The sequence below is a fragment of the Ciceribacter sichuanensis genome, assembly GCF_024055605.1.
GTDB classification, from domain to species: domain Bacteria; phylum Pseudomonadota; class Alphaproteobacteria; order Rhizobiales; family Rhizobiaceae; genus Allorhizobium; species Allorhizobium sichuanense.
In genome coordinates this window covers 1,177,956-1,196,136 of record NZ_JAMXLX010000001.1, presented here as the reverse complement: position 1 = coordinate 1,196,136, position 18,181 = coordinate 1,177,956, and the positions used below count along the sequence as shown (strand labels likewise).

Sequence of the window (18,181 nt, the reverse complement as noted above, 5' to 3'; positions counted from 1 at the left end):
GTTCAGCCGGCCTTTTTCAACGCTATACGGCGACGCGCCGGCGCCATGGAGAAGACGGCATCATAGAGCCGCGCAAGGATGTCCTTGCGATCCGGGATGGCGCGAAGATCCTCCCAGTTCAGCAGATCCCCGATACGGGCCGATATGGTCGATCCCGAAAGACGTCGGAACTCGCGGATCAGCAGCGAAATTCTGAGCGTAAGCGACAGCTTGCTGGCCAGATGGAAAAGCCGGCCGTTCTGCCCCTCGAAATAGACGGGGATCACATTCGCACCGGCAGCCTGGATGAGCTTTGCCGGAAATATCTTCCACGGCAAATCTTCCGCGCGACCAAAGCCCCGGCGAGCGGTCGCAACACCACCGGCCGGAAACACGATCACGGTCACCCCTTCCTTCAGGAGCCTCACCGCCTCATGGCGTGTCCTCATGTTGATCGCCATCGCTTCCTTGGTCTCCTCGAAGGAAACGGGTAGCGAATAAGGCGCCATTTCCGGCACCTTCAGCAGTTCATTGTTGATCAGCACCCGGAAGGGACGTCCGAGTTCCTCGGCCAGCGCCAGAATGGCAATACCGTCTCCGATGCCGAACGGATGGTTCGCGACAATGACGACAGGGCCTTGCGGAAGATTGGCCGGCGGCCATTGCCCCTGCACCTTCAGGTGCACATCGATGAGATCGAGCATCTTGCCGAAGACACGGTCGGTCTTGCCGACGATATCGGTGCGCCAGATGTCATAGAGACGGGCAAAGCGATCGCGGCCGGAAAGCCCCTCGATCGACCGGATGAACCAGCGTTTCAGGCGCGGGTCACGTTCATTGGCGTAGGAAAGCTCATCGAAACGCAAGGTATTCCCCTTAACCAGCGTTACATATTCCAAAGGCCGTATAACAATGATGTGACAAATGTCTGACAGGACCTGTTCGCAGGCCCTGTCGGACAATCACAATCAGGCGGAGGCTTTGCCCGCCAGCTTCCGCTTCAGGTCCGGTGCCGTGGCTTCCAGCGACAGGGCCTTGATCGCTTCGTCGAGCGTCATGGCGGTCTGATCCTGAGAACCCAAACGGCGGATGTTGACCGTCCGCTCTTCGGACTCGCGCTTGCCGCAGACGATGATCACCGGAACCTTGGTCACCGAATGCTCGCGGACCTTGTAGTTGATCTTCTCGTTACGGAAGTCGGTTTCGACCTGAAGACCGGCGTCGCGCAACGCATCCGCCACTTCCTGTCCGTAACCGTCGGCTTCGGAGGTGATGGTCGCAACCACAACCTGCGTCGGCGCGAACCACAGCGGCATGTGGCCGGCGAAGTTCTCGATCAGGATGCCGAGGAAGCGTTCCATGGAACCGCAGATCGCCCGGTGAATCATCACCGGCTGCTTCTTCTCCGAACTCTGGTCGATGTAGAAAGCCCCGAAGCGTTCCGGCAGGTTGAAATCGACCTGCGTGGTGCCGCACTGCCAGTCACGGCCGATGGCATCCTTCAGGGTGTATTCGAACTTCGGACCGTAGAAGGCGCCCTCGCCCGGCAGAATGCCGGTCTTGATGCGTCCGCCGGACTGTTCCTCGATGGTCTTCAGCACGTCCATCATCACCGTTTCGGCGCGATCCCAGAGCTCGTCAGAGCCGACACGCTTCTCTGGACGGGTCGAAAGCTTCACCACCACTTCCTTGAACCCGAAGTCCTCATAGACCGACAGGATCAGGTCGTTGATGCGCAGGCACTCGGCCGCCATCTGCTCTTCCGTGCAGAAGACGTGCGCATCATCCTGAGTGAAGCCGCGCACACGCATCAGACCGTGCAGGGCGCCGGACGCTTCGTAGCGATGGACGAGACCGAACTCGGCGAGGCGCACGGGCATGTCGCGATAGGACTTCAGGCCATGCTTGAAGATCTGCACGTGTCCCGGGCAGTTCATCGGCTTCAGTGCGAAAACGCGCTGGTCGGCCTCCTCGTCATCGGCATTGGTGAAGGCATGCGCGGACTTCACCGCAAACATGTTCTCCTGATACCAGCCCCAGTGACCGGAGGTTTCCCAGAGCGATTTGTCGAGCACCTGCGGAGCGTTGACTTCCTGATAGGCGCCGGACAGCCGGCGACGCATGTAGGCCGTCAGGGTCTGGAACATGCGCCAGCCCTTGCCATGCCAGAAGACAACGCCCGGACCTTCTTCCTGGAAATGGAACAGGTCCATTTCGCGGCCGATCTTGCGGTGGTCGCGCTTTTCGGCTTCCGCGAGAACATGCAGGTAGTTGTCCAGCTGTTCCTGCTCGGCCCAGGCCGTTCCGTAGATACGGGTCAGCATCGGACGAGTGGAATCGCCGCGCCAGTAAGCGCCCGCCACCTTCATGAGCTTGAAAGCGGTGCCGACCTGGCCGGTGGAGGCCATGTGCGGACCCCGGCAAAGGTCGAACCAGTCGCCCTGCCTGTAGATCTTCAGGTCCTGTCCTTCCGGGATCGCATCGACCAGCTCGACCTTGTAGGCCTCACCCTTGTCGGCAAACACGTCCCGCGCCTTGTCGCGCGACCAGACTTCCTTGGTGAAGGCCGCGTTCTTCTGGATAATCTCCTTCATCTTCTTTTCGATCTTCGGAAGATCTTCCGGAGTGAAGGGCCAGTCCTCGCGGGTATCCGGATGGACACGCTTGAAGTCGTAATAGAAGCCGTTTTCGATCACCGGACCGATGGTGACCTGCGTGCCGGGCCAGAGTTCCTGCACGGCTTCAGCCATCACATGGGCGGCGTCGTGGCGGATGAGTTCCAGCGCACGCGGATCGGTGCGGGTAACGATTTCAATGGCGCCGTCAACAATGGGATCGGAAAGATCGCGCAGGGAGCCGTCGAGCGCAATGGCGACAGCCTTCTTGGCAAGCGACTTCGAAATCGACTCGGCGACATCGCGACCGGTCGTGCCGGCAGCAAAACTGCGGACGGAGCCATCGGGAAATTTGAGGGAAACAGATTCAGACATGAATATCTCCTTATCCAGTCCCGCCAACGAATGCGGGTGGTGATTGAAAGCCGAACCAATCGGAGCGGCCTGTAACGCGGCGCGTCTTAGTCTGAAACCGCAAAGAAGTAAAGAAAATCAGGCGTTGCCGCCGATATCCCGCCGTTTGCGGCCGGCCCGCCAGTAGCGCCACGGCGCCCACCAGCGATAGGCCCTGTCCAGCGCATCCGGCACCGGATCCACGCCCCAGGTGCCGCCGGGTCCGCAGCGCCCCACCCGGAACAGAGTGAGCCATCCGCCTGCCCATAGACCATGACGGGCGATCGCCTCGTAACCGTATTCGGAACAGGTCGGCATGTGGCGGCAGGAGTTGCCGATCAAACTGGAAAGCGTCAGCTGGTAGAGCCTTATGAACGCCATCCCGAGAAGCCGGTCGGGCGTCTTGCGAAATGGGCCGGCATAGTTTCGACCACGCGGAGCTTCCGCCCGGGGCCGATCATGGCCGCAGCCCGGATGGTCACACATCGGGTCAGCCCGCCCTGACGGTCGCAGCCGTGCAGGCTTCGATCTGGTCGACACAATCCACGACAGCCTCGAAGGTCAGCATAGTGGAGGCATGGCGGGCCTTGTAGTCGCGAACCGGTTTCAGGAACCGCATGTCCTCGAAGCGGCCGGAGGGACCCTCGCCACCATCCTTCAGCATGGCCAGCATATCGTCACGGGCGGTGCGAACCTCCTCGGCAGTCGCTCCCACGACATGGCGGGCCATGATCGAGGAAGACGCCTGGCCAAGTGCACAGGCCCTCACCTCATGGGAAAAGTCGGTCACGACACCGCCTTCCATCTTTAGATAGACCTTGACGCGGGAGCCGCAGAGCTTCGAGTGTTTCTCGGAGACGGCATCGGCCTCATCCAGCCGGCCGGTTCGGACGATGTTACCCGCGAAATCGAGAATCTTGGAATTATATATGTCGTCCATGGCAGGTCTTTATGGTCTCCTGAACCCTTATACGATCAAGGTGGCGAGCGCGTTGTAATCACTTTACGCAACACACTGTTGCACTGACATTCCTTCACTCTGCCTTTAACGCCATTATATGAGAGTTGAGAATTCGATCCAAACAAAACAAGGGCGGCGCCGGTCCGTCGCTCAAGAATTGAAAGAACGGACTTGCCAAGATGAACCGAGTTACGCATTTACAGGCGGAAAAAGCGAAACAAACGGTCCGTACCACGAAGAACCGGGAGACCATGGGCATGGATGCCATCGTCAACAAGCTATCGTCCGAGACCGACCGCCCGAGCCGGGAAGAGGCTGAAGCGGCCGTCCGCACGCTGTTGCGCTGGGTTGGAGACGACCCCAACCGCGAAGGGTTGCTCGACACGCCGAAGCGCGTGGTCAAGGCCTATCGTGAGCTGTTTGCCGGCTACGATGCAGATATCGACGACGTTCTCGGCACGACCTTTGAAGAAGTCGCGAGCTACAACGATATCGTGCTGGTGCGTGACATCCCGTTCTTCTCGCATTGCGAACATCACATGCTGCCGGTGATCGGCAAGGCGCATGTCGCCTATTTGCCCGATGGTCGCGTGCTCGGCCTTTCCAAGATCGCCCGTGTGGTGGAAGTTTATGGCCGCCGCCTGCAGACGCAGGAAGCGATGACGGCGCAGATCGCCAATGCCATCGAGGAAACCCTGCGCCCGCAGGGCGTTGCCGTCTTCATCGAGGCCGAGCATATGTGCATGGCCATGCGCGGTGTCCAGAAGTCCGGCTCCACTACTCTGACGACCACCTTCACAGGCCGGTTCAAGGACAATGCCACCGAGCAGGCCCGCTTCATGTCGATGGTGCGCGGCCGCTGAGCGGCGGATCTATCGTCCCTTTCAGGCCTCCCTCCCATTCAGGCCTCCTTTTCAGGAATGCATTATGACGACGATCACCTTCGATCCGCCTCCGTCCGACAAGCACGCACTTGAGGAAGACACGCACTTCACGCCGAAGTTCGACGAAAAGGGCCTGCTGACTGCCGTCGTCACGGACGCGCGCGACGGCGAACTTCTGATGGTCGCCCACATGAATGCCGAGGCTCTCGCGCTGACGCTCGAAACGGGCATTGCGCATTATTACAGCCGCTCGCGCGGGAAAATCTGGAAAAAGGGTGAAAGTTCCGGCAATCTGCAAGGCGTAAGGGAAATCCGGACCGATTGCGACCAGGATGCCGTCTGGCTGAAGGTCGAGGTGGCTGGCCACGACGCTACCTGTCACACAGGGCGTCGATCCTGCTTTTATCGTAGCGTATCGCTTTCCGGCGATGCGGCGCGCCTCGACATCACCGACAATCACCGTCACTTCGATCCCGATGCCATCTATGGCGGACCGGACAAGAAGGCCTGACGGATCATTTCCGGACACGCCCACTCCGCCGCGAAACGATTTGGTAAGCATCCGGTGCGCTAATGATGCACTGGGAGTTGTTCAGCCGTGAGGAAGTGCGGAGATGCTGAACTGGAGTATCAAGGGTAATGCGTCCGCACGGAATGCGGCAGCAGGGGGAACGACGGCTGTAGCACCGCCGCCCCTCGAACCACAGAAACCGAAAAAGACCAAGATCGCGCTTGCCCTTGGCGGCGGAGCGGCTCGCGGCTGGGCACATATCGGTGTTCTCCGGGCTCTCGACGAGGCGGAAATCGAAGTCAGCATGATTGCCGGCACCTCGATCGGCGCGCTGGTTGGCGGCTGTTATCTCGCTGGAAAGCTTGATGAACTCGAAGCCTTTGCCCGTTCACTCACCATGCGTCGGATCGCATCGCTCCTCGATCTCACGATCGGTGGCGGCGGCCTGCTCGGCGGCATGCGCCTGACAAAGAGAATGCAGGAGCATCTGCAGGGCCTCATGATCGAGGACCTGCCGAAGCCTTTCGTCGCTGTCGCTGCCGAACTCAAGAGCGGCCACGAGGTGTGGATCGAAAGCGGCCACCTCATCACGGCGCTGCGAGCCTCATATGCGCTTCCGGGCATCTTCGAACCCGTCAACTGCAACAATCGGACGCTGATCGACGGCGCCTTGGTCAATCCCGTGCCGGTATCCGTCTGCCGTGCCTATGAGCAGCCGCTGGTGGTCGCGGCCAACCTGCATTACGATCTCTTCGGTCGTTCCGCTGTCGTCAAGCACAGGGCCGGCGAACTCAAGGATGTTTCCGACGCACCTCCAAAGGATCGCCACAGGCTCGGTCTGACCGGGGTGATGGTGCAGGCCTTCAACATCATTCAGGATCGCATTTCACGCGCAAGGCTCGCCGGCGATCCGCCGGACCTCGCACTCCATCCACGGCTCAACGATATCGGGCTTTCCGAATTCCATCGCGCCGGAGAAGCAATCGAGCGGGGCTACGAGGAAACGAAAGCGCGCATCAACGATCTCAAGCGACTGCAGGAAACCTTCACCCGCTGACGAGACGTTTGCCGGCCGGAGGTCGCTCCGGCCGAACACTTGTGAGCCCGGCTGCTCAGCCTGCGATGTAAGCCTTGATCTGTTCTGCTTCGAGTTCGATCTCGCGAATACGTGACTTCACGACGTCACCGATCGAAATAATGCCACAGAGCTTTCCCTGTTCCTCGACGGGCACGTGGCGGAAGCGGCGACTGGACATCATTTCCATCAGTTCGTTGACGGTGGTGTCCTCGCGGCAGCGATGAACGTTCGATGTCATCACCGCAGAGACCGGCTTGTCGAGCGCAGCACCTGCCGACTGGCCGATGGCGCGAACGACATCGCGCTCGGTGAAGATGCCCACGATACGGCTCTCCATGCCGACGACCACGACGGCGCCGATCCTGTTTTCTTCAAGTACGCGGGTTGCTTCGGCCAGTGTCACGTTGGGGCCGACGGTGACAACGTTGCGCCCCTTCACCTCGAGTATGCTCCTGACGGATACAGACATATTCTCCTCCTTGGCAATCATTGAACCCTTATCGAACGCCACAACCTCCATGCGGTTTCCGATTGGGCAAATGGTGCCTGTTATCCAAGGAGATTGCAATATGCGGCAGAATCTGCCTCGCCGGCGCATCGTGCATTCCGAAAACCGGAGCAGATTTTCAGAAAGCCCGATGTGCAGGTTCAAACAGTTGGAGTGTGCTGTGTGCGTCCGACTGGTGGCATCGCACTTAGCGATTGCGCGGATCACGTACCGGATCAAAGAGCCCGAAACCCAGGAATCCGAGCAGGAAACCGCCGATATGCGCATCCCAGGCAACGGCCGCACCGACATCTCCGAAGAGCGGTATACCAAAGGCAACCACGAGATTGCCGACGAACCAGACGAGGATGAAGACCCGAACCGTCTTCTGCTTGAGGGCATCGAGGATCGATAGCCTGGGCGGATGATAGCCGAAGAACGAAGCTGCCTGTCTTGCCCGTCCGCCAAAGGCGAATCGGCAGGCAGCGCCCATGAATGCCGACACAGCGCCGGACGCGCCAATCAGGATCGTCGGCTGTCCCCAGTTGACGGCAGTGTGCAGTGCGGCGCCCGCAGCCGACGAGATCGCCCACAGCAAGAGGAAACGTCCAAGTCCGATCCTGCGGAGAACCGGTGTACCGAATGCCGCCAGCCAGAGACCGTTGAAAGCCAGATGCTCAAGGCTGCCATGAAGCAGGGAATACGTAACGGGCGTCCAGAGCCATTCATATCCCTGGCCGGACAGCGGATAGGCATAGCGGATCGGAGAAAAGCCGAACTCGATCGTCATCCAGTCCGCCATTTCCGGCGACAACAAGACAGTCTGGACAAAGTAAATCGCCGCGAGCAGTATCAATGAAAGAAGAATGCCCGCCGGAAGATTGAAAACCGGCTCTCTTCGAGGCTTTTCATCCTCCGGCAAGAGTCGCTCCTCTGCGGACTGCGGCGTCTGTTCGTCCATCGGGTCCTACCTCTGCAAGCCAGCGAACGCTCTATCCGCCTCACCAGCGAGCCATAACGCAGCGCGCGTACAAAAAAAAGCCGTCCGGCCGGAGCCGAACGGCTTATCGGGTCCCCCAGGGTTCAACCCCTACCCGACAGTTGGTGCTGAAGCAGATTGCTTCGATACGTCTTGACGTTCCATTTGCCACAGCCGCGGCGCCCGCGCAACGAAAAGGAAATATTAACCTTAACTACAGGAGCCGGTCCAAACTTTCCAGTCCGACGGGCATAGTCAAAGAACGTTATGTTAACAGCTTGCCGCTAAGCATTTCACCATCGCGAAATATTTCAAACGTTCGTCCATGTATTCCTTTCAAGCAACGCAGAACAGCAATACGGCTCCTCCTGCACAGCAGCGCGCCTTCCAGCGCGTCGCGGTGAACCTGCAGGGCCGTCTGATGCTTGCCAATTACGAGGAGTATGTCTGCAAGGTGATCGACATGTCGCCGGGCGACGTCAATTTCGCCTGCGCCGGCCGACCGCGCGCCAACGAGCGGGTCATTGCCTATATCGACCACCTCGGACGCATCGAAGGCACAGTCACCAAGCTGACCGAGGACGGTTTCGTCATTTCCATCGTCGCGACCGGCCGCAAGCGTGAAAAGCTTGCGGCACAGCTGACCTGGATTGCCAACAAGCACGAACTCGGCCTGCCCGAGGATCGTCGCCACGACCGCCTGACACCGCGCAACACAGTGGCCCAGCTCACCCTTGAAGACGGCCGCCGCTACCCCTGCCGCCTGATGGACCTGTCACTTTCGGGCGCCGCCGTCGATATCGACATCCGCCCGCCGATTGGCACCGCGGTTCAGCTCGGCAACATGCGCGGCCGCATCGTGCGTCACTTCCTCGAAGGCGTCGCCATCGAGTTTCTGTCGCTGCAATCGCGCGAAGCCCTCACCGAATTTCTCTAAGTAGCCAGCTTCCGGCTCGAAACCGCTCGCTTGTCGTGGCGGCCCCTTGCGCGCACTTTCATCAGAGAATCCAAAATCTATACATCGAGCCTCTCCGAGGATCGATTCCGATTGTCGAGCCGATATTCTGGCATTCACGCCGGGTTCAGGCGACTGTCTGTATAAGAAACACCCCTTCATCACACTCTTGTGAAAAATCTTTCGCCCGAATTTCATCTCGCCGCCCTCTGGCGGATCCTTGGGTGTTGACCCGACGCGGGGTGAACGATTGGGGTCACAGATCAAGCGTACTCCGCCACCCATCGGAGGTTGGAAATCGGCCCGCACCGCGAGATAATTGAAAAGCGAATTTTTCCATTTAATTTCATTAAGTTACACTGCTGCCAAACCCTCATCGGGAAATACGCATCGCCCAAACAAGGTAAAATTCAACGAAATTTTTCATCGAATTCCTCTTAAGTTTTACTTTTATTTTATACTTGTTTTATTCTGTTTATCTGCAAGTTTAAATCTATTGAACCTCTTATTTTACTTCGACATTTTGCGAGAGATCAAAATATACGTGTCATGTTGGCTCCATCGCAGGGAGACAACAAATGACAAAAAAGAAAACTCTGGGGATTGGATTTTTAACCGCCGCGCTACTTGGAGCGCTCGCCGCGCCGGCCGCCGCAGTACCCGCCAGCATGAAGATCATCGGCAAGGCAAATCCGCCGATCGGTCACTACGAATTCTGCAAGACCTATGCGAGCGAATGCCGGCCAGCCAGCGGCGATACGGGCCCGACCCTGCTGACCGAGGATAACTGGAAAGTCCTGCTCGACGTGAACTACACCGTCAACAGCTCGATCACGCCGATGACCGACATGGAGATCTACGGCGTAGAGGAGCGCTGGGCCTATCCGCGCACCGTCGGCGATTGCGAAGACTTCGTCCTCCTCAAGCGCAAGCTTTTGATGGAAAAGGGGTTCTCGCCAGCTGACCTGTTGATTACAGTCGTATTACAGCCGAGCGGAGAAGGTCACGCGGTGCTGACGGTAAGAACCGACCGCGGCGACTTCGTTCTCGACAACATGCGCAACAAGGTGCTGCTCTGGTCAGACACGGAATACACCTACCTCAAGCGCCAGTCGACCGATGATCCCGGCCGCTGGGTCAAGCTTCAGGACGGTCGCGCACCCGCAGTCGGCAGCGTCGGCACGAACTAGCCCGCGAGCAGGCTTCACTGCTTCTGGCCCGGTCTGTCCCCCGCATACCCCGTCCCCGACCGGAGCCAACGAGCCGGTCCCGCTCATCCCGGGACCGGCTCACTTTTTTTCGACCGAATGCCTGTGCGGCACCTGGCGCCACCGCGACCCTTTACGCGGCGTTAACCATCTTCATCGACGCTCACCCACGATAAAAGATCAAGGATTCGAAAGCCGACCGCCGATGACGACACTGGGCGGAGGCTGCGAGTTGCACACCGGGGCAAGGGATGGGCATGGCAAACACGGCAGACGATGCGCACCACCACAGCCCGCTGATATCCAATCGCTTTCTGTTCATCGTAACCTCTGCGATCGCCGCCCTCGCCCTTCTTTCTCTAGCAGTCCATGTCTTCGGCCGCAGCTTCGGACAGGAGCTGGTGCTTGCCGGCCATAGCGATAGCACGGCCAGTTTCACCGTCGCCATCGGGCAGGACCAACTGCAACTGGAGGCGAACACCACCCGCTTCGAGGACCAGCGCCGGGATGGCGAGAGCGAACGGATCGACCTCTATCTGCTCTGGCCGGAAATGACCGGCTACAGCAAGGACCTGAGGCGTCGGTTCGACGACATAGCAAGCACCGACTCCCTGATTTTCCTGCAGCTTTCACAGAGCACCATGTCCCGCGACATGTCCGGTCGGGTGGAGCCGATCTATTCACTCCTGTTCGGCGGCTCACCGCAAAATGGTCCGGCCGGACTTACGCTTCACAAGTTTCGCCGGGGCACCGGCTACGACAACGAGACGCTGCTCACCGCAGACCTTCCCGACGGGACACGCTACGCCGTCCGCTGCATCCTTCCCGCCGATCCATCGCTGGCCACCAGCGGCGATTGCCAGCGCGACATCCATGTCGGGAAGGACCTGACGGTTCTCTACCGGTTCTCAAGCCTGATGTTAAAGGATTGGCTGGCTATCGACACGGCCATCCGGGGTCACATTGAAGCACGCATCAAGGCCCCGCCCCTCGCGCCCTCCCATAAAATGCAACGGGATCCGGCAAGGAATGATTCATTATAAACCTCTTGGTAAGGCTGCGGCCGTAGACTTTCCCGAATTGGGCACGTGGGGGCGAGCCCGGATCCCAGATGATCAGCATTTAAAGAGTTCTTGCGGTGCAGAATAGAATTGGAAGTCTCAACCTCGCGCGAAAGATGCAGAAGCTGGCGGCGGCCGCTCTGGTTTTCGCGGCAGCAGTCGGTGTCAACGTCGGCTCGGCCGATGCCGCGCCCAAATATGCCGGCATTGTTGTCGACGCCGGCACGGGCAAGGTTCTCTACAGCGAGGATGCCGACAGCCTTCGCTATCCAGCGTCCCTCACCAAGATGATGACGCTCTATCTCACCTTCGAGGCGCTCGAAGCGGGTCGTATCCGCCTGGACAGCAAGGTGCCGGTATCGGCCAACGCTGCTGCGGAGCCTCCGTCGAAACTCGGCGTTGGTGCGGGTCGTTCGGTAACGGTCGAGCAGGCAATTCTTGCTCTCGTGACGCGATCCGCCAATGACATGGCAACAGCCCTTGGCGAATATCTCGGCGGCTCCGAAAGCCGTTTCGCCCAGCAGATGACCGCCAAAGCCCGCAGCCTCGGCATGACCAAGACCACCTATCGTAACGCCAACGGCCTGCCCAATACGGCGCAGATGACCACCGCCCGCGACCAGGCCCGTCTCGGCATCGCGCTTCGGCAGCATTTCCCGCAGTACTTCGGTTACTTCTCCACCCGCAGCTTCCAGTTCGGCAAGCAGACAATCGGCAATCATAACCGCCTTCTCGGTGCGGTTCGCGGCGTCGATGGTATCAAGACCGGCTACACGCGGGCGGCTGGCTACAATCTCGTGACGTCGGCCCAGGCTGACGGCCGCTCGATTGTCGGCGTCGTGATGGGCTCCTCCTCGGGCGCCAAGCGCAACGAAACCATGAAGCAGCTCGTTCTGCGCTATATGCCGAAAGCCTCCCGCTCCGGCGGCGGTGGCGACCTGATCGCCAAGGTCAACACATCGGTAGCCCCGTCTGTGGCTGCCGCTGCCGCGGAAGAGCCTGCAGTCTCCGCCAGCACACCGCGCTTGCCTTCCGACGGCCCGCTTCCCGATACGCGCTACAAGAATGGCGCCGTCGCTTCGGCCTTCGCCGCACCGGCAAACGACAACGGTGCCGCAGCGGCGCTGAAGGCCGCTACGGGAACACCGGAACGCCCGCTTTCCGCAGGAGTGCCCGTTCCGCAGCCGGCTCCGGCCTATATGCCGAACGTAAAGGCCTCAGCCGCACCGCAGTCTCTTGCGGAAGAGGAAGAATCCGTCGCACAGGCAGCCGTGAAACCGGTGGATCTCGACCAGACGACAACGGCCTCCACTCAGCCTTCGACGGGTTGGGTCATCCAGATCGGCACCTCGCCGGATCGGGAACAGGCCATGACACTCCTGCGCAAGGCGCAGGATAAAGGCGGCAAGGTATTGCGTTCCGCCACCCCTTTCACCGTCGCCTACAACAGTGGTTCGGAGCAACTTTATCGCGCGCGGTTCGGTGGCTTCGACGACCAGAAGACAGCGGTTAATGCATGCAAGAGCTTGAAAAAGGTGGGTATTGGCTGCTGGGCTGCAATGCAGTGACAGTCGCCTCCCGACCTCGATTTTTATCGCGTACGAGGTAACGAACATGGCATCGAACGAAAAGCACTTAGAATTCGCGGCGAGCCAGGACAACGAAAGCCGCGGAGGGCATTACGGCCTGCATCCGCTGCACGAGGCTGCGTTCCGGCTTGCCGATCTCGGACTTAGCCGTAAGCGCTCGCGCACCAAGGATCTGATCGGCCTGCTGCTCTGCCACGGCGCACGCGCCTGGCGTTATTCGCAGCCGGAAGCCAATATCCACCTGCACGTCTCTTCGCAGGCCGGCCGTTTTCCTGTTCTTCTGCGCCTGCGCTGAAGACGGCTGAACGACGGATACCATTCCATGCCGCTATATTCGCTCGGAAATCTTTCGCCGAAGACACCCCATGAGGGGCGTTTCTGGATCGCGCCCGACGCTCATGTGATCGGGCAGGTCGATCTCGGCGAGGACGTCGGCATCTGGTTCGGAGCCGTCCTGCGCGGCGACAACGAACCGATTGTCATCGGCGAACGGACCAATATTCAGGAAGGCGTGATGATCCATACGGACCCGCGCTTTCCTGTGACGATCGGCAGGGGCTGCACGATCGGGCACCACGCCATCATTCATGGCTGCACGATCGGCGACAATTCCCTGATCGGCATGGGCGTTACCGTTCTGAACGGCGCGAAAATCGGCAGCAACTGCCTCGTTGGCGCAAACGCGCTGATTACCGAGAACAAGGAATTCCCCGACAATTCGCTGATCGTCGGTTCACCCGCCCGGGTCGTCAGAACCCTGGACGAGGCCTCGGCGGCAGGGCTCACCTTGTCGGCGGAAAACTACGTACGCAACTGGCAGCGCTTCGCCCGCAATCTCAAGCAGATCTGATTCAGCGGGGTTGGTTGCCGGTCAGGCGCATTCGGCGCAGAGGCCCCGGATCTCGATCGTCGTCTTTTCCGCCTTGAAGCGCTGGCCCTTGGCCCAGTCCGCCAGCCGATGATCGATGGCGTGATCGTGGAATTCGCTGACACGGCCGCATTTGTTGCAGATCGCGAAGGCGACCGTGCCATGATGGCAGCAATCCTGCTTGGGATGGGCGCAGACCACGAAGGAGTTGATGCTCTCAAGGCGATGCACCAGCCCCATCTCGACCAGCTTGTCGAGCGCCCGATAGACCTGTAGCGGCGCCCGGAACCCGTGATCACGCAGGCGGTCAAGGATCCCGTAGGCCGAAAGCGGTCCAACCGATTCCGTCAATGCGTCGAAGACAAGCGATTGGTTCTTCGTCAGTTGTGGCGTTGTCATGGGGCCTATCCCTGCCTGTTCGTCTCTGCACCCTCGCGTCCGGGCTTGGGTAAAAGACTCAAGAGAAAGAGTACAAGGGCCGCCACGACAATCGAAGGGCCGGACGGCGTATCATAGGTCAATGATCCGAAAAGACCAAAGACGACGGCGACTGCGCCGATGAGCGATGCGAAGACCGCCATAACCTCGGGCGTCGTTGCAAACCGACGCGCTGTAGCGGCGGGAATGATCAACAGCGACGTGATCAGCATGATTCCAACGATCTTCATCGCAATGGCGATCACCAGTGCCATCAGCAGCATGAAGGCAAGACGCGCCCGCTCGGGCTGCAATCCCTCGGCCTCGGCAAGTTCCGCATTGACGGTCGCAGCCAGCAGCGGACGCCAGAGCCAGGCGATCATGCCAAGCACCACAGCGCCGCCGACCCAGACGACGACGATATCGGTGCTGTCGACCGCAAGGATATCCCCAAAGAGGAAGGCCACCAGATCGATGCGCACCCGGGTCATGAAGGCGACCATCACGAGGCCGATCGCCAGTGTCGCGTGGCTGAGTATGCCGAGCAGCGCATCAGCCGAGAGTGCCTGCCGCCGCTGCAGGAGAAGCAGCAGAAGCGAGACCATCGACGCCACGACGAAGACGCTCACCATCAGATTGAGCGACAGCAGCAGCGAAAGCGCGACACCGAGAAGCGCAGAATGGGCCATGGTATCGCCGAAATAGGCCATGCGACGCCAGATGACGAAACAGCCGAGCGGACCGGTGGTCAGCGCCAGCCCGATACCCGCCAGCATTGCGCGCAGGAAGAAATCGTCAAACATGATTGTTCTCCCTGCTCTCGTCCGCCGGGGTTAGAACGGCTCCCCCGCCTGTCGCTTCCTGATCAATCCCGCCATGCACATGGCCATGATGGTGATCTTCGTGATGGTGGTCATGGTCGTGTTCGCGATGCTGATGGTCCTCATCATGATGATGGTGGCCATCACCCGGATGGCAATGTTCGGTTACGCTGCCATCGCTGTGCATGACTCGACCGTCGGGCAGATGGGTATGGTCGTGATCGTGGCTGTAGACAGCGAGCGTGCGGCCTGCATTGGCGCCGAAGAGCCGCATATATTCCGGGCTCTGGCTGACGGCCGCCGGGGTGCCGCGGCAACAGACATGACCGTTGAGGCAGATGACGGTGTCCGTTTCGGCCATGACGACGTGCAGGTCGTGGGAAATCAGCAGGATGCCGCAACCGGTGGAATTGCGGATCGAGGTGATGAGATCGTAGAGCGCGATTTCGCCGGAGAAATCCACGCCTTGAACCGGTTCGTCCAGTACCAGCAGGTCGGGCTTGCGGGCGATGGCGCGGGCAAGCAAGGCGCGCTGGAATTCCCCGCCCGACAGATGCTGCACCTCTGCAGATGCGAGATGGGCAATGCCCACGGCCGCCAGCACCAACTTGATCTCGTTCTCAGGCAAAGGTCCCGTAAGGCTCATCAAGCGCTTGACGGTCAGCGGCATGGTCCAGTCGACGGCCAGCTTCTGCGGTACATAACCGACGCGAAGACCGGGCTTGCGCTCGACCCTGCCCTCATCCGGCTTCAGCACGCCGATCGCCATCTTGGCGCTCGTCGACTTTCCGGAACCGTTCGGACCGATCAGCGTGACGATCTCTCCGGGCGCCACGGAAAATTCGACGCCGCGAACGAGCCAGCGCCCGCTTCTGCGGATGCCGGCCTCCTGCAGCATGACCAGCGGCTGATCGTTTCTAGTTTCTGGCTGGGACATCGTGACCCCGAAAATTTGTTGTTGCACGACGCTATGCCACACGTTATAGCGTTACGCAATGAATGTAATATTATTACATAACACATTCAAGATGGAGATACCCCTATGATCAAGTCCCGCGCCGGCCTTTTCACCACCACGGCAGCTCTTCTATTTATGCCTTCGCTCGCCTTTGCCGCGCCGCCGGAAGTCGTGGTGTCGATCAAGCCGATCCACTCGCTCGTGGCAGCCATCATGAAGGGCGTTGCGGAACCGAGCCTGATCGTGGAGGGCGCGGCTTCCCCCCACACCTATAACATGAAGCCGTCCAATGCCCGGGCTCTCGAACATGCCGACGTGGTCTTCTGGGTCGGCCCCGGACTTGAGGCTTTTCTTGAAAAGCCGCTCGATGCCCTGGCCGGCAAGGCCAAGGTCGTCGAACTTGAGGACGCTCCCGGCATTACCAAGCTGCCCTTCAGGGAAGGCGGCGCTTTCGAAGCCCATGATCATGGCGAACATGACGAGCATGCCGAGGGCGAGCATCATGACGACCACGGAGCAGAGCATGCTGAAGCCAGCGGTGAGGAAGCCGGGCATGCCGATGAACATCATCATGACGAACATGGCGGCACGGACATGCATCTCTGGCTCGACCCGATGAACGCCAAGGTAATGGCCGGTGCTATCGAGGCGACGCTGATCGAGGCCGATCCTGCCAACGCCGCGCGCTACAAGGCGAACGCCAAGGCGCTGGACGACGAACTGACCGCGCTGGACAAGGAAATCGCCGAAACCGTTGCGCCTGTCGCCGACAAGCCCTTCATCGTCTTCCACGATGCCTACCAGTATTTCGAACACCGCTACCATGTCCGCGTCGCTGGCTCGATCACCGTCAGCCCGGAGACGATGCCCGGTGCGGAGCGCGTGTCCCAAATCCATGCCAAGGTCAAGGAACTCGGCGCGGCCTGCGTCTTCGCCGAACCCCAGTTCGAACCGAAGCTGATCAAGGTCGTTACGGAGGGCACCGACGCGAAGAGCGGTACACTCGATCCCGAGGGCGGCGCCATCACGGAAGGCCCCGAGCTTTACTCAACGCTTCTGCGCGGCATGGCCAAGTCTCTGGCTGACTGCTTGTCCCATTAAGCTTGTACTCTGCGGAGGGCGGACGGAAGTCCGCCTTTTCGCGGCCTTTAGTTGTTACAGTATTACGTTTTGGAGTTTGTCACATGGACAAATTGCCTGTCACTGTTCTCTCCGGCTTTCTCGGAGCGGGCAAGACAACCCTGCTCAACCACGTTCTTTCCAATCGAAGCGGTCTCCGTGTTGCGGTGATCGTCAACGATATGAGTGAAGTGAACATCGACGCGGCGCTGGTGCGCGATGGAGACGCCGCACTTTCCCGGACGGAGGAACAACTGGTCGAAATGACCAACGGCTGTATCTGTTGCACGCTTCGCGACGATCTGCTGCGCGAAGTGCGGGATCTCGCCGTGCAGGGCCGGTTCGACTATCTGCTGATCGAGGCGACCGGTATTGCCGAGCCACTTCCCATCGCCACCACCTTCGATTTTCGCGATGACAATGGACAGAGCCTGTCCGATATAGCTGAGCTCGACACCATGGTGACCGTGGTCGACGCGGCAAATCTGCTGAACGACTATTCCTCCTCCGATTTTCTCGCGGACCGAGGCGAAACGGCGGGCGATGGCGACAATCGAACCCTCGTAGACCTGCTGGTCGAGCAGATCGAGTTCGCCGATGTCGTCGTGCTCAACAAGATCGGAACCGCGACACCGGAACAGCGCGACGCCGCGCTCAAGATCATCGCCGGCCTCAACCCGGATGCGCGGGTGATCGAGACGGATTTCGGTGCCGTCGCACCGCGCGACATCCTTGGAACCGGTCTGTTTGACATCGACAAGGCGGAAACCCATCCGCTTTGGTTCAAGGAACTGAACGGCTTCAAGGACCATGTGCCGGAAACGGAGGAATACGGCATCCGTTCCTTCGTCTACAAGGCGCGCCAACCGCTCGACCCCACGAAATTTCAGGCCTTCATCGACCGCGCCTGGCCGGGTGTCATCCGCACCAAGGGCTTCTTCTGGCTGGCGACGAGGCCGCATCATGTCGGCTCAATCAGTCAGGCGGGGGCGCTGGTCCGGACCGGCCGCATGGGCCTCTGGTGGGCGTCGGTACCTCGCGAACGCTGGCCTGACGATGCCGGGTTCAAGCGTGCCATGGCGCCCTATCTCGATCCGGAATGGGGCGACCGCCGGCAGGAGATCGTGTTCATCGGCGCCGATCCCATGGATGAGAGGCGGATAACGGCGGAACTCGACGCCTGCCTCGTGCCCGCCGAGAATTTCACGCCATCGGCATGGAGCAAACTGCCGGACCCCTTCGCCTCCTGGACACAGTAAATCCGCATCCCCGCCTTGAGAAATCCGGACCGATGTCGC

20 protein-coding genes are annotated in these 18,181 nt (G+C 60.0%); 11 read left to right on the top strand and 9 right to left on the bottom strand.

What is annotated here, in order from left to right; all coding sequences use genetic code 11:
* Positions 1-2 precede the first annotated feature (2 nt).
* The 4 genes from NBH21_RS05910 to NBH21_RS05895 all read right to left on the bottom strand — a co-directional run bounded on the left by NBH21_RS05910 (position 3) and on the right by NBH21_RS05895 (position 3,927).
* Positions 3-845 (bottom strand): lysophospholipid acyltransferase family protein, encoded by an 843-nt coding sequence (locus NBH21_RS05910; RefSeq protein WP_250914657.1) that lies wholly within the window; start codon positions 843-845, stop codon positions 3-5.
* A gap of 102 nt (positions 846-947) precedes the next feature.
* Positions 948-2,969 carry a threonine--tRNA ligase gene (thrS, locus tag NBH21_RS05905; RefSeq protein WP_250914656.1) on the bottom strand — a complete coding sequence of 674 codons (2,022 nt, stop codon included), beginning with the start codon at positions 2,967-2,969 and terminating at the stop codon, positions 948-950.
* Positions 2,970-3,086: 117 nt separating this feature from the next.
* On the bottom strand, positions 3,087-3,473 hold the full coding sequence (yidD, locus tag NBH21_RS05900; protein ID WP_250914655.1) for a membrane protein insertion efficiency factor YidD: 387 nt from the start codon (positions 3,471-3,473) through the stop codon (positions 3,087-3,089).
* A gap of 4 nt (positions 3,474-3,477) precedes the next feature.
* On the bottom strand, positions 3,478-3,927 hold the full coding sequence (locus NBH21_RS05895) for an iron-sulfur cluster assembly scaffold protein (protein WP_250914654.1): 450 nt from the start codon (positions 3,925-3,927) through the stop codon (positions 3,478-3,480).
* A gap of 278 nt (positions 3,928-4,205) precedes the next feature.
* On the opposite strand from NBH21_RS05895, the gene folE reads away from it, so the two are divergent.
* From folE to NBH21_RS05880, 3 genes are all read left to right on the top strand, one after another.
* Complete coding sequence (gene folE / locus NBH21_RS05890; RefSeq protein WP_250914653.1) at positions 4,206-4,811, top strand: GTP cyclohydrolase I FolE; 606 nt, start codon at positions 4,206-4,208, stop codon at positions 4,809-4,811.
* Positions 4,812-4,875: 64 nt separating this feature from the next.
* On the top strand, positions 4,876-5,343 hold the full coding sequence (gene hisI / locus NBH21_RS05885) for a phosphoribosyl-AMP cyclohydrolase (RefSeq protein ID WP_250914652.1): 468 nt from the start codon (positions 4,876-4,878) through the stop codon (positions 5,341-5,343).
* 103 nt (positions 5,344-5,446) lie between these two features.
* Entirely contained in the window at positions 5,447-6,400 is a 954-nt protein-coding gene (locus NBH21_RS05880; protein WP_250914651.1) for a patatin-like phospholipase family protein, read from the top strand.
* A 55-nt stretch (positions 6,401-6,455) separates the two neighbouring features.
* Here NBH21_RS05880 and NBH21_RS05875 read toward each other — a convergent pair whose 3' ends face one another.
* Positions 6,456-6,890: a CBS domain-containing protein gene (locus tag NBH21_RS05875; protein ID WP_250914650.1), complete on the bottom strand. Its 435-nt coding sequence runs from the start codon at positions 6,888-6,890 to the stop codon at positions 6,456-6,458.
* Positions 6,891-7,116: 226 nt separating this feature from the next.
* Positions 7,117-7,869, bottom strand: coding sequence for a rhomboid family intramembrane serine protease (locus NBH21_RS05870; protein WP_250914649.1), 753 nt, complete (start codon positions 7,867-7,869; stop codon positions 7,117-7,119).
* 343 nt (positions 7,870-8,212) lie between these two features.
* Between NBH21_RS05870 and NBH21_RS05865 the strand changes: the two genes are divergently transcribed.
* The 6 genes from NBH21_RS05865 to NBH21_RS05840 all read left to right on the top strand — a co-directional run bounded on the left by NBH21_RS05865 (position 8,213) and on the right by NBH21_RS05840 (position 13,550).
* Positions 8,213-8,824, top strand: coding sequence for a PilZ domain-containing protein (locus NBH21_RS05865; protein WP_250914648.1), 612 nt, complete (start codon positions 8,213-8,215; stop codon positions 8,822-8,824).
* A gap of 596 nt (positions 8,825-9,420) precedes the next feature.
* A complete protein-coding gene (locus NBH21_RS05860; protein WP_250914647.1) occupies positions 9,421-10,032 on the top strand; it encodes a transglutaminase-like cysteine peptidase in 612 nt (203 codons plus the stop codon).
* A 269-nt stretch (positions 10,033-10,301) separates the two neighbouring features.
* Positions 10,302-11,093, top strand: coding sequence for a hypothetical protein (locus tag NBH21_RS05855; RefSeq protein ID WP_342452001.1), 792 nt, complete (start codon positions 10,302-10,304; stop codon positions 11,091-11,093).
* 134 nt (positions 11,094-11,227) lie between these two features.
* Positions 11,228-12,679: a D-alanyl-D-alanine carboxypeptidase gene (locus tag NBH21_RS05850; RefSeq protein WP_250914744.1), complete on the top strand. Its 1,452-nt coding sequence runs from the start codon at positions 11,228-11,230 to the stop codon at positions 12,677-12,679.
* A gap of 46 nt (positions 12,680-12,725) precedes the next feature.
* The gene (locus NBH21_RS05845; protein WP_250914646.1) at positions 12,726-12,995 is read left to right on the top strand and encodes a hypothetical protein; all 270 of its coding nucleotides are present in this window, start codon (positions 12,726-12,728) and stop codon (positions 12,993-12,995) included.
* A gap of 27 nt (positions 12,996-13,022) precedes the next feature.
* Positions 13,023-13,550 carry a gamma carbonic anhydrase family protein gene (locus tag NBH21_RS05840; protein WP_250914645.1) on the top strand — a complete coding sequence of 176 codons (528 nt, stop codon included), beginning with the start codon at positions 13,023-13,025 and terminating at the stop codon, positions 13,548-13,550.
* A 21-nt stretch (positions 13,551-13,571) separates the two neighbouring features.
* Here NBH21_RS05840 and NBH21_RS05835 read toward each other — a convergent pair whose 3' ends face one another.
* From NBH21_RS05835 to NBH21_RS05825, 3 genes are read right to left on the bottom strand one after another with little or no spacing between them, the layout of a single operon-like run.
* A complete protein-coding gene (locus NBH21_RS05835; RefSeq protein WP_099057726.1) occupies positions 13,572-13,967 on the bottom strand; it encodes a Fur family transcriptional regulator in 396 nt (131 codons plus the stop codon).
* A gap of 5 nt (positions 13,968-13,972) precedes the next feature.
* The gene (gene znuB, locus NBH21_RS05830) at positions 13,973-14,788 is read right to left on the bottom strand and encodes a zinc ABC transporter permease subunit ZnuB (protein ID WP_250914644.1); all 816 of its coding nucleotides are present in this window, start codon (positions 14,786-14,788) and stop codon (positions 13,973-13,975) included.
* Positions 14,781-15,743, bottom strand: a complete 963-nt coding sequence (locus NBH21_RS05825) for an ATP-binding cassette domain-containing protein (RefSeq protein ID WP_250914643.1) — start codon at positions 15,741-15,743, stop codon at positions 14,781-14,783. Before NBH21_RS05825 ends, znuB begins: the two co-directional genes overlap by 8 nt.
* 105 nt (positions 15,744-15,848) lie before the next feature.
* Between NBH21_RS05825 and znuA the strand changes: the two genes are divergently transcribed.
* The gene (gene znuA / locus NBH21_RS05820) at positions 15,849-16,865 is read left to right on the top strand and encodes a zinc ABC transporter substrate-binding protein ZnuA (protein WP_250914642.1); all 1,017 of its coding nucleotides are present in this window, start codon (positions 15,849-15,851) and stop codon (positions 16,863-16,865) included.
* 83 nt (positions 16,866-16,948) lie between these two features.
* Positions 16,949-18,142, top strand: coding sequence for a GTP-binding protein (locus tag NBH21_RS05815; protein WP_250914641.1), 1,194 nt, complete (start codon positions 16,949-16,951; stop codon positions 18,140-18,142).
* Positions 18,143-18,181: the final 39 nt, after the last annotated feature.

What these genes read in the sequence shown, in the direction of transcription:
- thrS (WP_250914656.1), bottom strand. Translation starts at nt 2,969, where the DNA reads ATGTCTGAATCTGTTTCCCTCAAATTTCCCGATGGCTCCGTCCGCAGT.
- yidD (WP_250914655.1), bottom strand. Translation starts at nt 3,473, where the DNA reads ATGTGTGACCATCCGGGCTGCGGCCATGATCGGCCCCGGGCGGAAGCT.
- NBH21_RS05895 (WP_250914654.1), bottom strand. Translation starts at nt 3,927, where the DNA reads ATGGACGACATATATAATTCCAAGATTCTCGATTTCGCGGGTAACATC.
- folE (WP_250914653.1), top strand. Translation starts at nt 4,206, where the DNA reads ATGGATGCCATCGTCAACAAGCTATCGTCCGAGACCGACCGCCCGAGC.
- hisI (WP_250914652.1), top strand. Translation starts at nt 4,876, where the DNA reads ATGACGACGATCACCTTCGATCCGCCTCCGTCCGACAAGCACGCACTT.
- NBH21_RS05880 (WP_250914651.1), top strand. Translation starts at nt 5,447, where the DNA reads ATGCTGAACTGGAGTATCAAGGGTAATGCGTCCGCACGGAATGCGGCA.
- NBH21_RS05875 (WP_250914650.1), bottom strand. Translation starts at nt 6,890, where the DNA reads ATGTCTGTATCCGTCAGGAGCATACTCGAGGTGAAGGGGCGCAACGTT.
- NBH21_RS05870 (WP_250914649.1), bottom strand. Translation starts at nt 7,869, where the DNA reads ATGGACGAACAGACGCCGCAGTCCGCAGAGGAGCGACTCTTGCCGGAG.
- NBH21_RS05865 (WP_250914648.1), top strand. Translation starts at nt 8,213, where the DNA reads ATGTATTCCTTTCAAGCAACGCAGAACAGCAATACGGCTCCTCCTGCA.
- NBH21_RS05860 (WP_250914647.1), top strand. Translation starts at nt 9,421, where the DNA reads ATGACAAAAAAGAAAACTCTGGGGATTGGATTTTTAACCGCCGCGCTA.
- NBH21_RS05855 (WP_342452001.1), top strand. Translation starts at nt 10,302, where the DNA reads ATGGGCATGGCAAACACGGCAGACGATGCGCACCACCACAGCCCGCTG.
- NBH21_RS05850 (WP_250914744.1), top strand. Translation starts at nt 11,228, where the DNA reads ATGCAGAAGCTGGCGGCGGCCGCTCTGGTTTTCGCGGCAGCAGTCGGT.
- NBH21_RS05845 (WP_250914646.1), top strand. Translation starts at nt 12,726, where the DNA reads ATGGCATCGAACGAAAAGCACTTAGAATTCGCGGCGAGCCAGGACAAC.
- NBH21_RS05840 (WP_250914645.1), top strand. Translation starts at nt 13,023, where the DNA reads ATGCCGCTATATTCGCTCGGAAATCTTTCGCCGAAGACACCCCATGAG.
- NBH21_RS05835 (WP_099057726.1), bottom strand. Translation starts at nt 13,967, where the DNA reads ATGACAACGCCACAACTGACGAAGAACCAATCGCTTGTCTTCGACGCA.
- znuB (WP_250914644.1), bottom strand. Translation starts at nt 14,788, where the DNA reads ATGTTTGACGATTTCTTCCTGCGCGCAATGCTGGCGGGTATCGGGCTG.
- NBH21_RS05825 (WP_250914643.1), bottom strand. Translation starts at nt 15,743, where the DNA reads ATGTCCCAGCCAGAAACTAGAAACGATCAGCCGCTGGTCATGCTGCAG.
- znuA (WP_250914642.1), top strand. Translation starts at nt 15,849, where the DNA reads ATGATCAAGTCCCGCGCCGGCCTTTTCACCACCACGGCAGCTCTTCTA.
- NBH21_RS05815 (WP_250914641.1), top strand. Translation starts at nt 16,949, where the DNA reads ATGGACAAATTGCCTGTCACTGTTCTCTCCGGCTTTCTCGGAGCGGGC.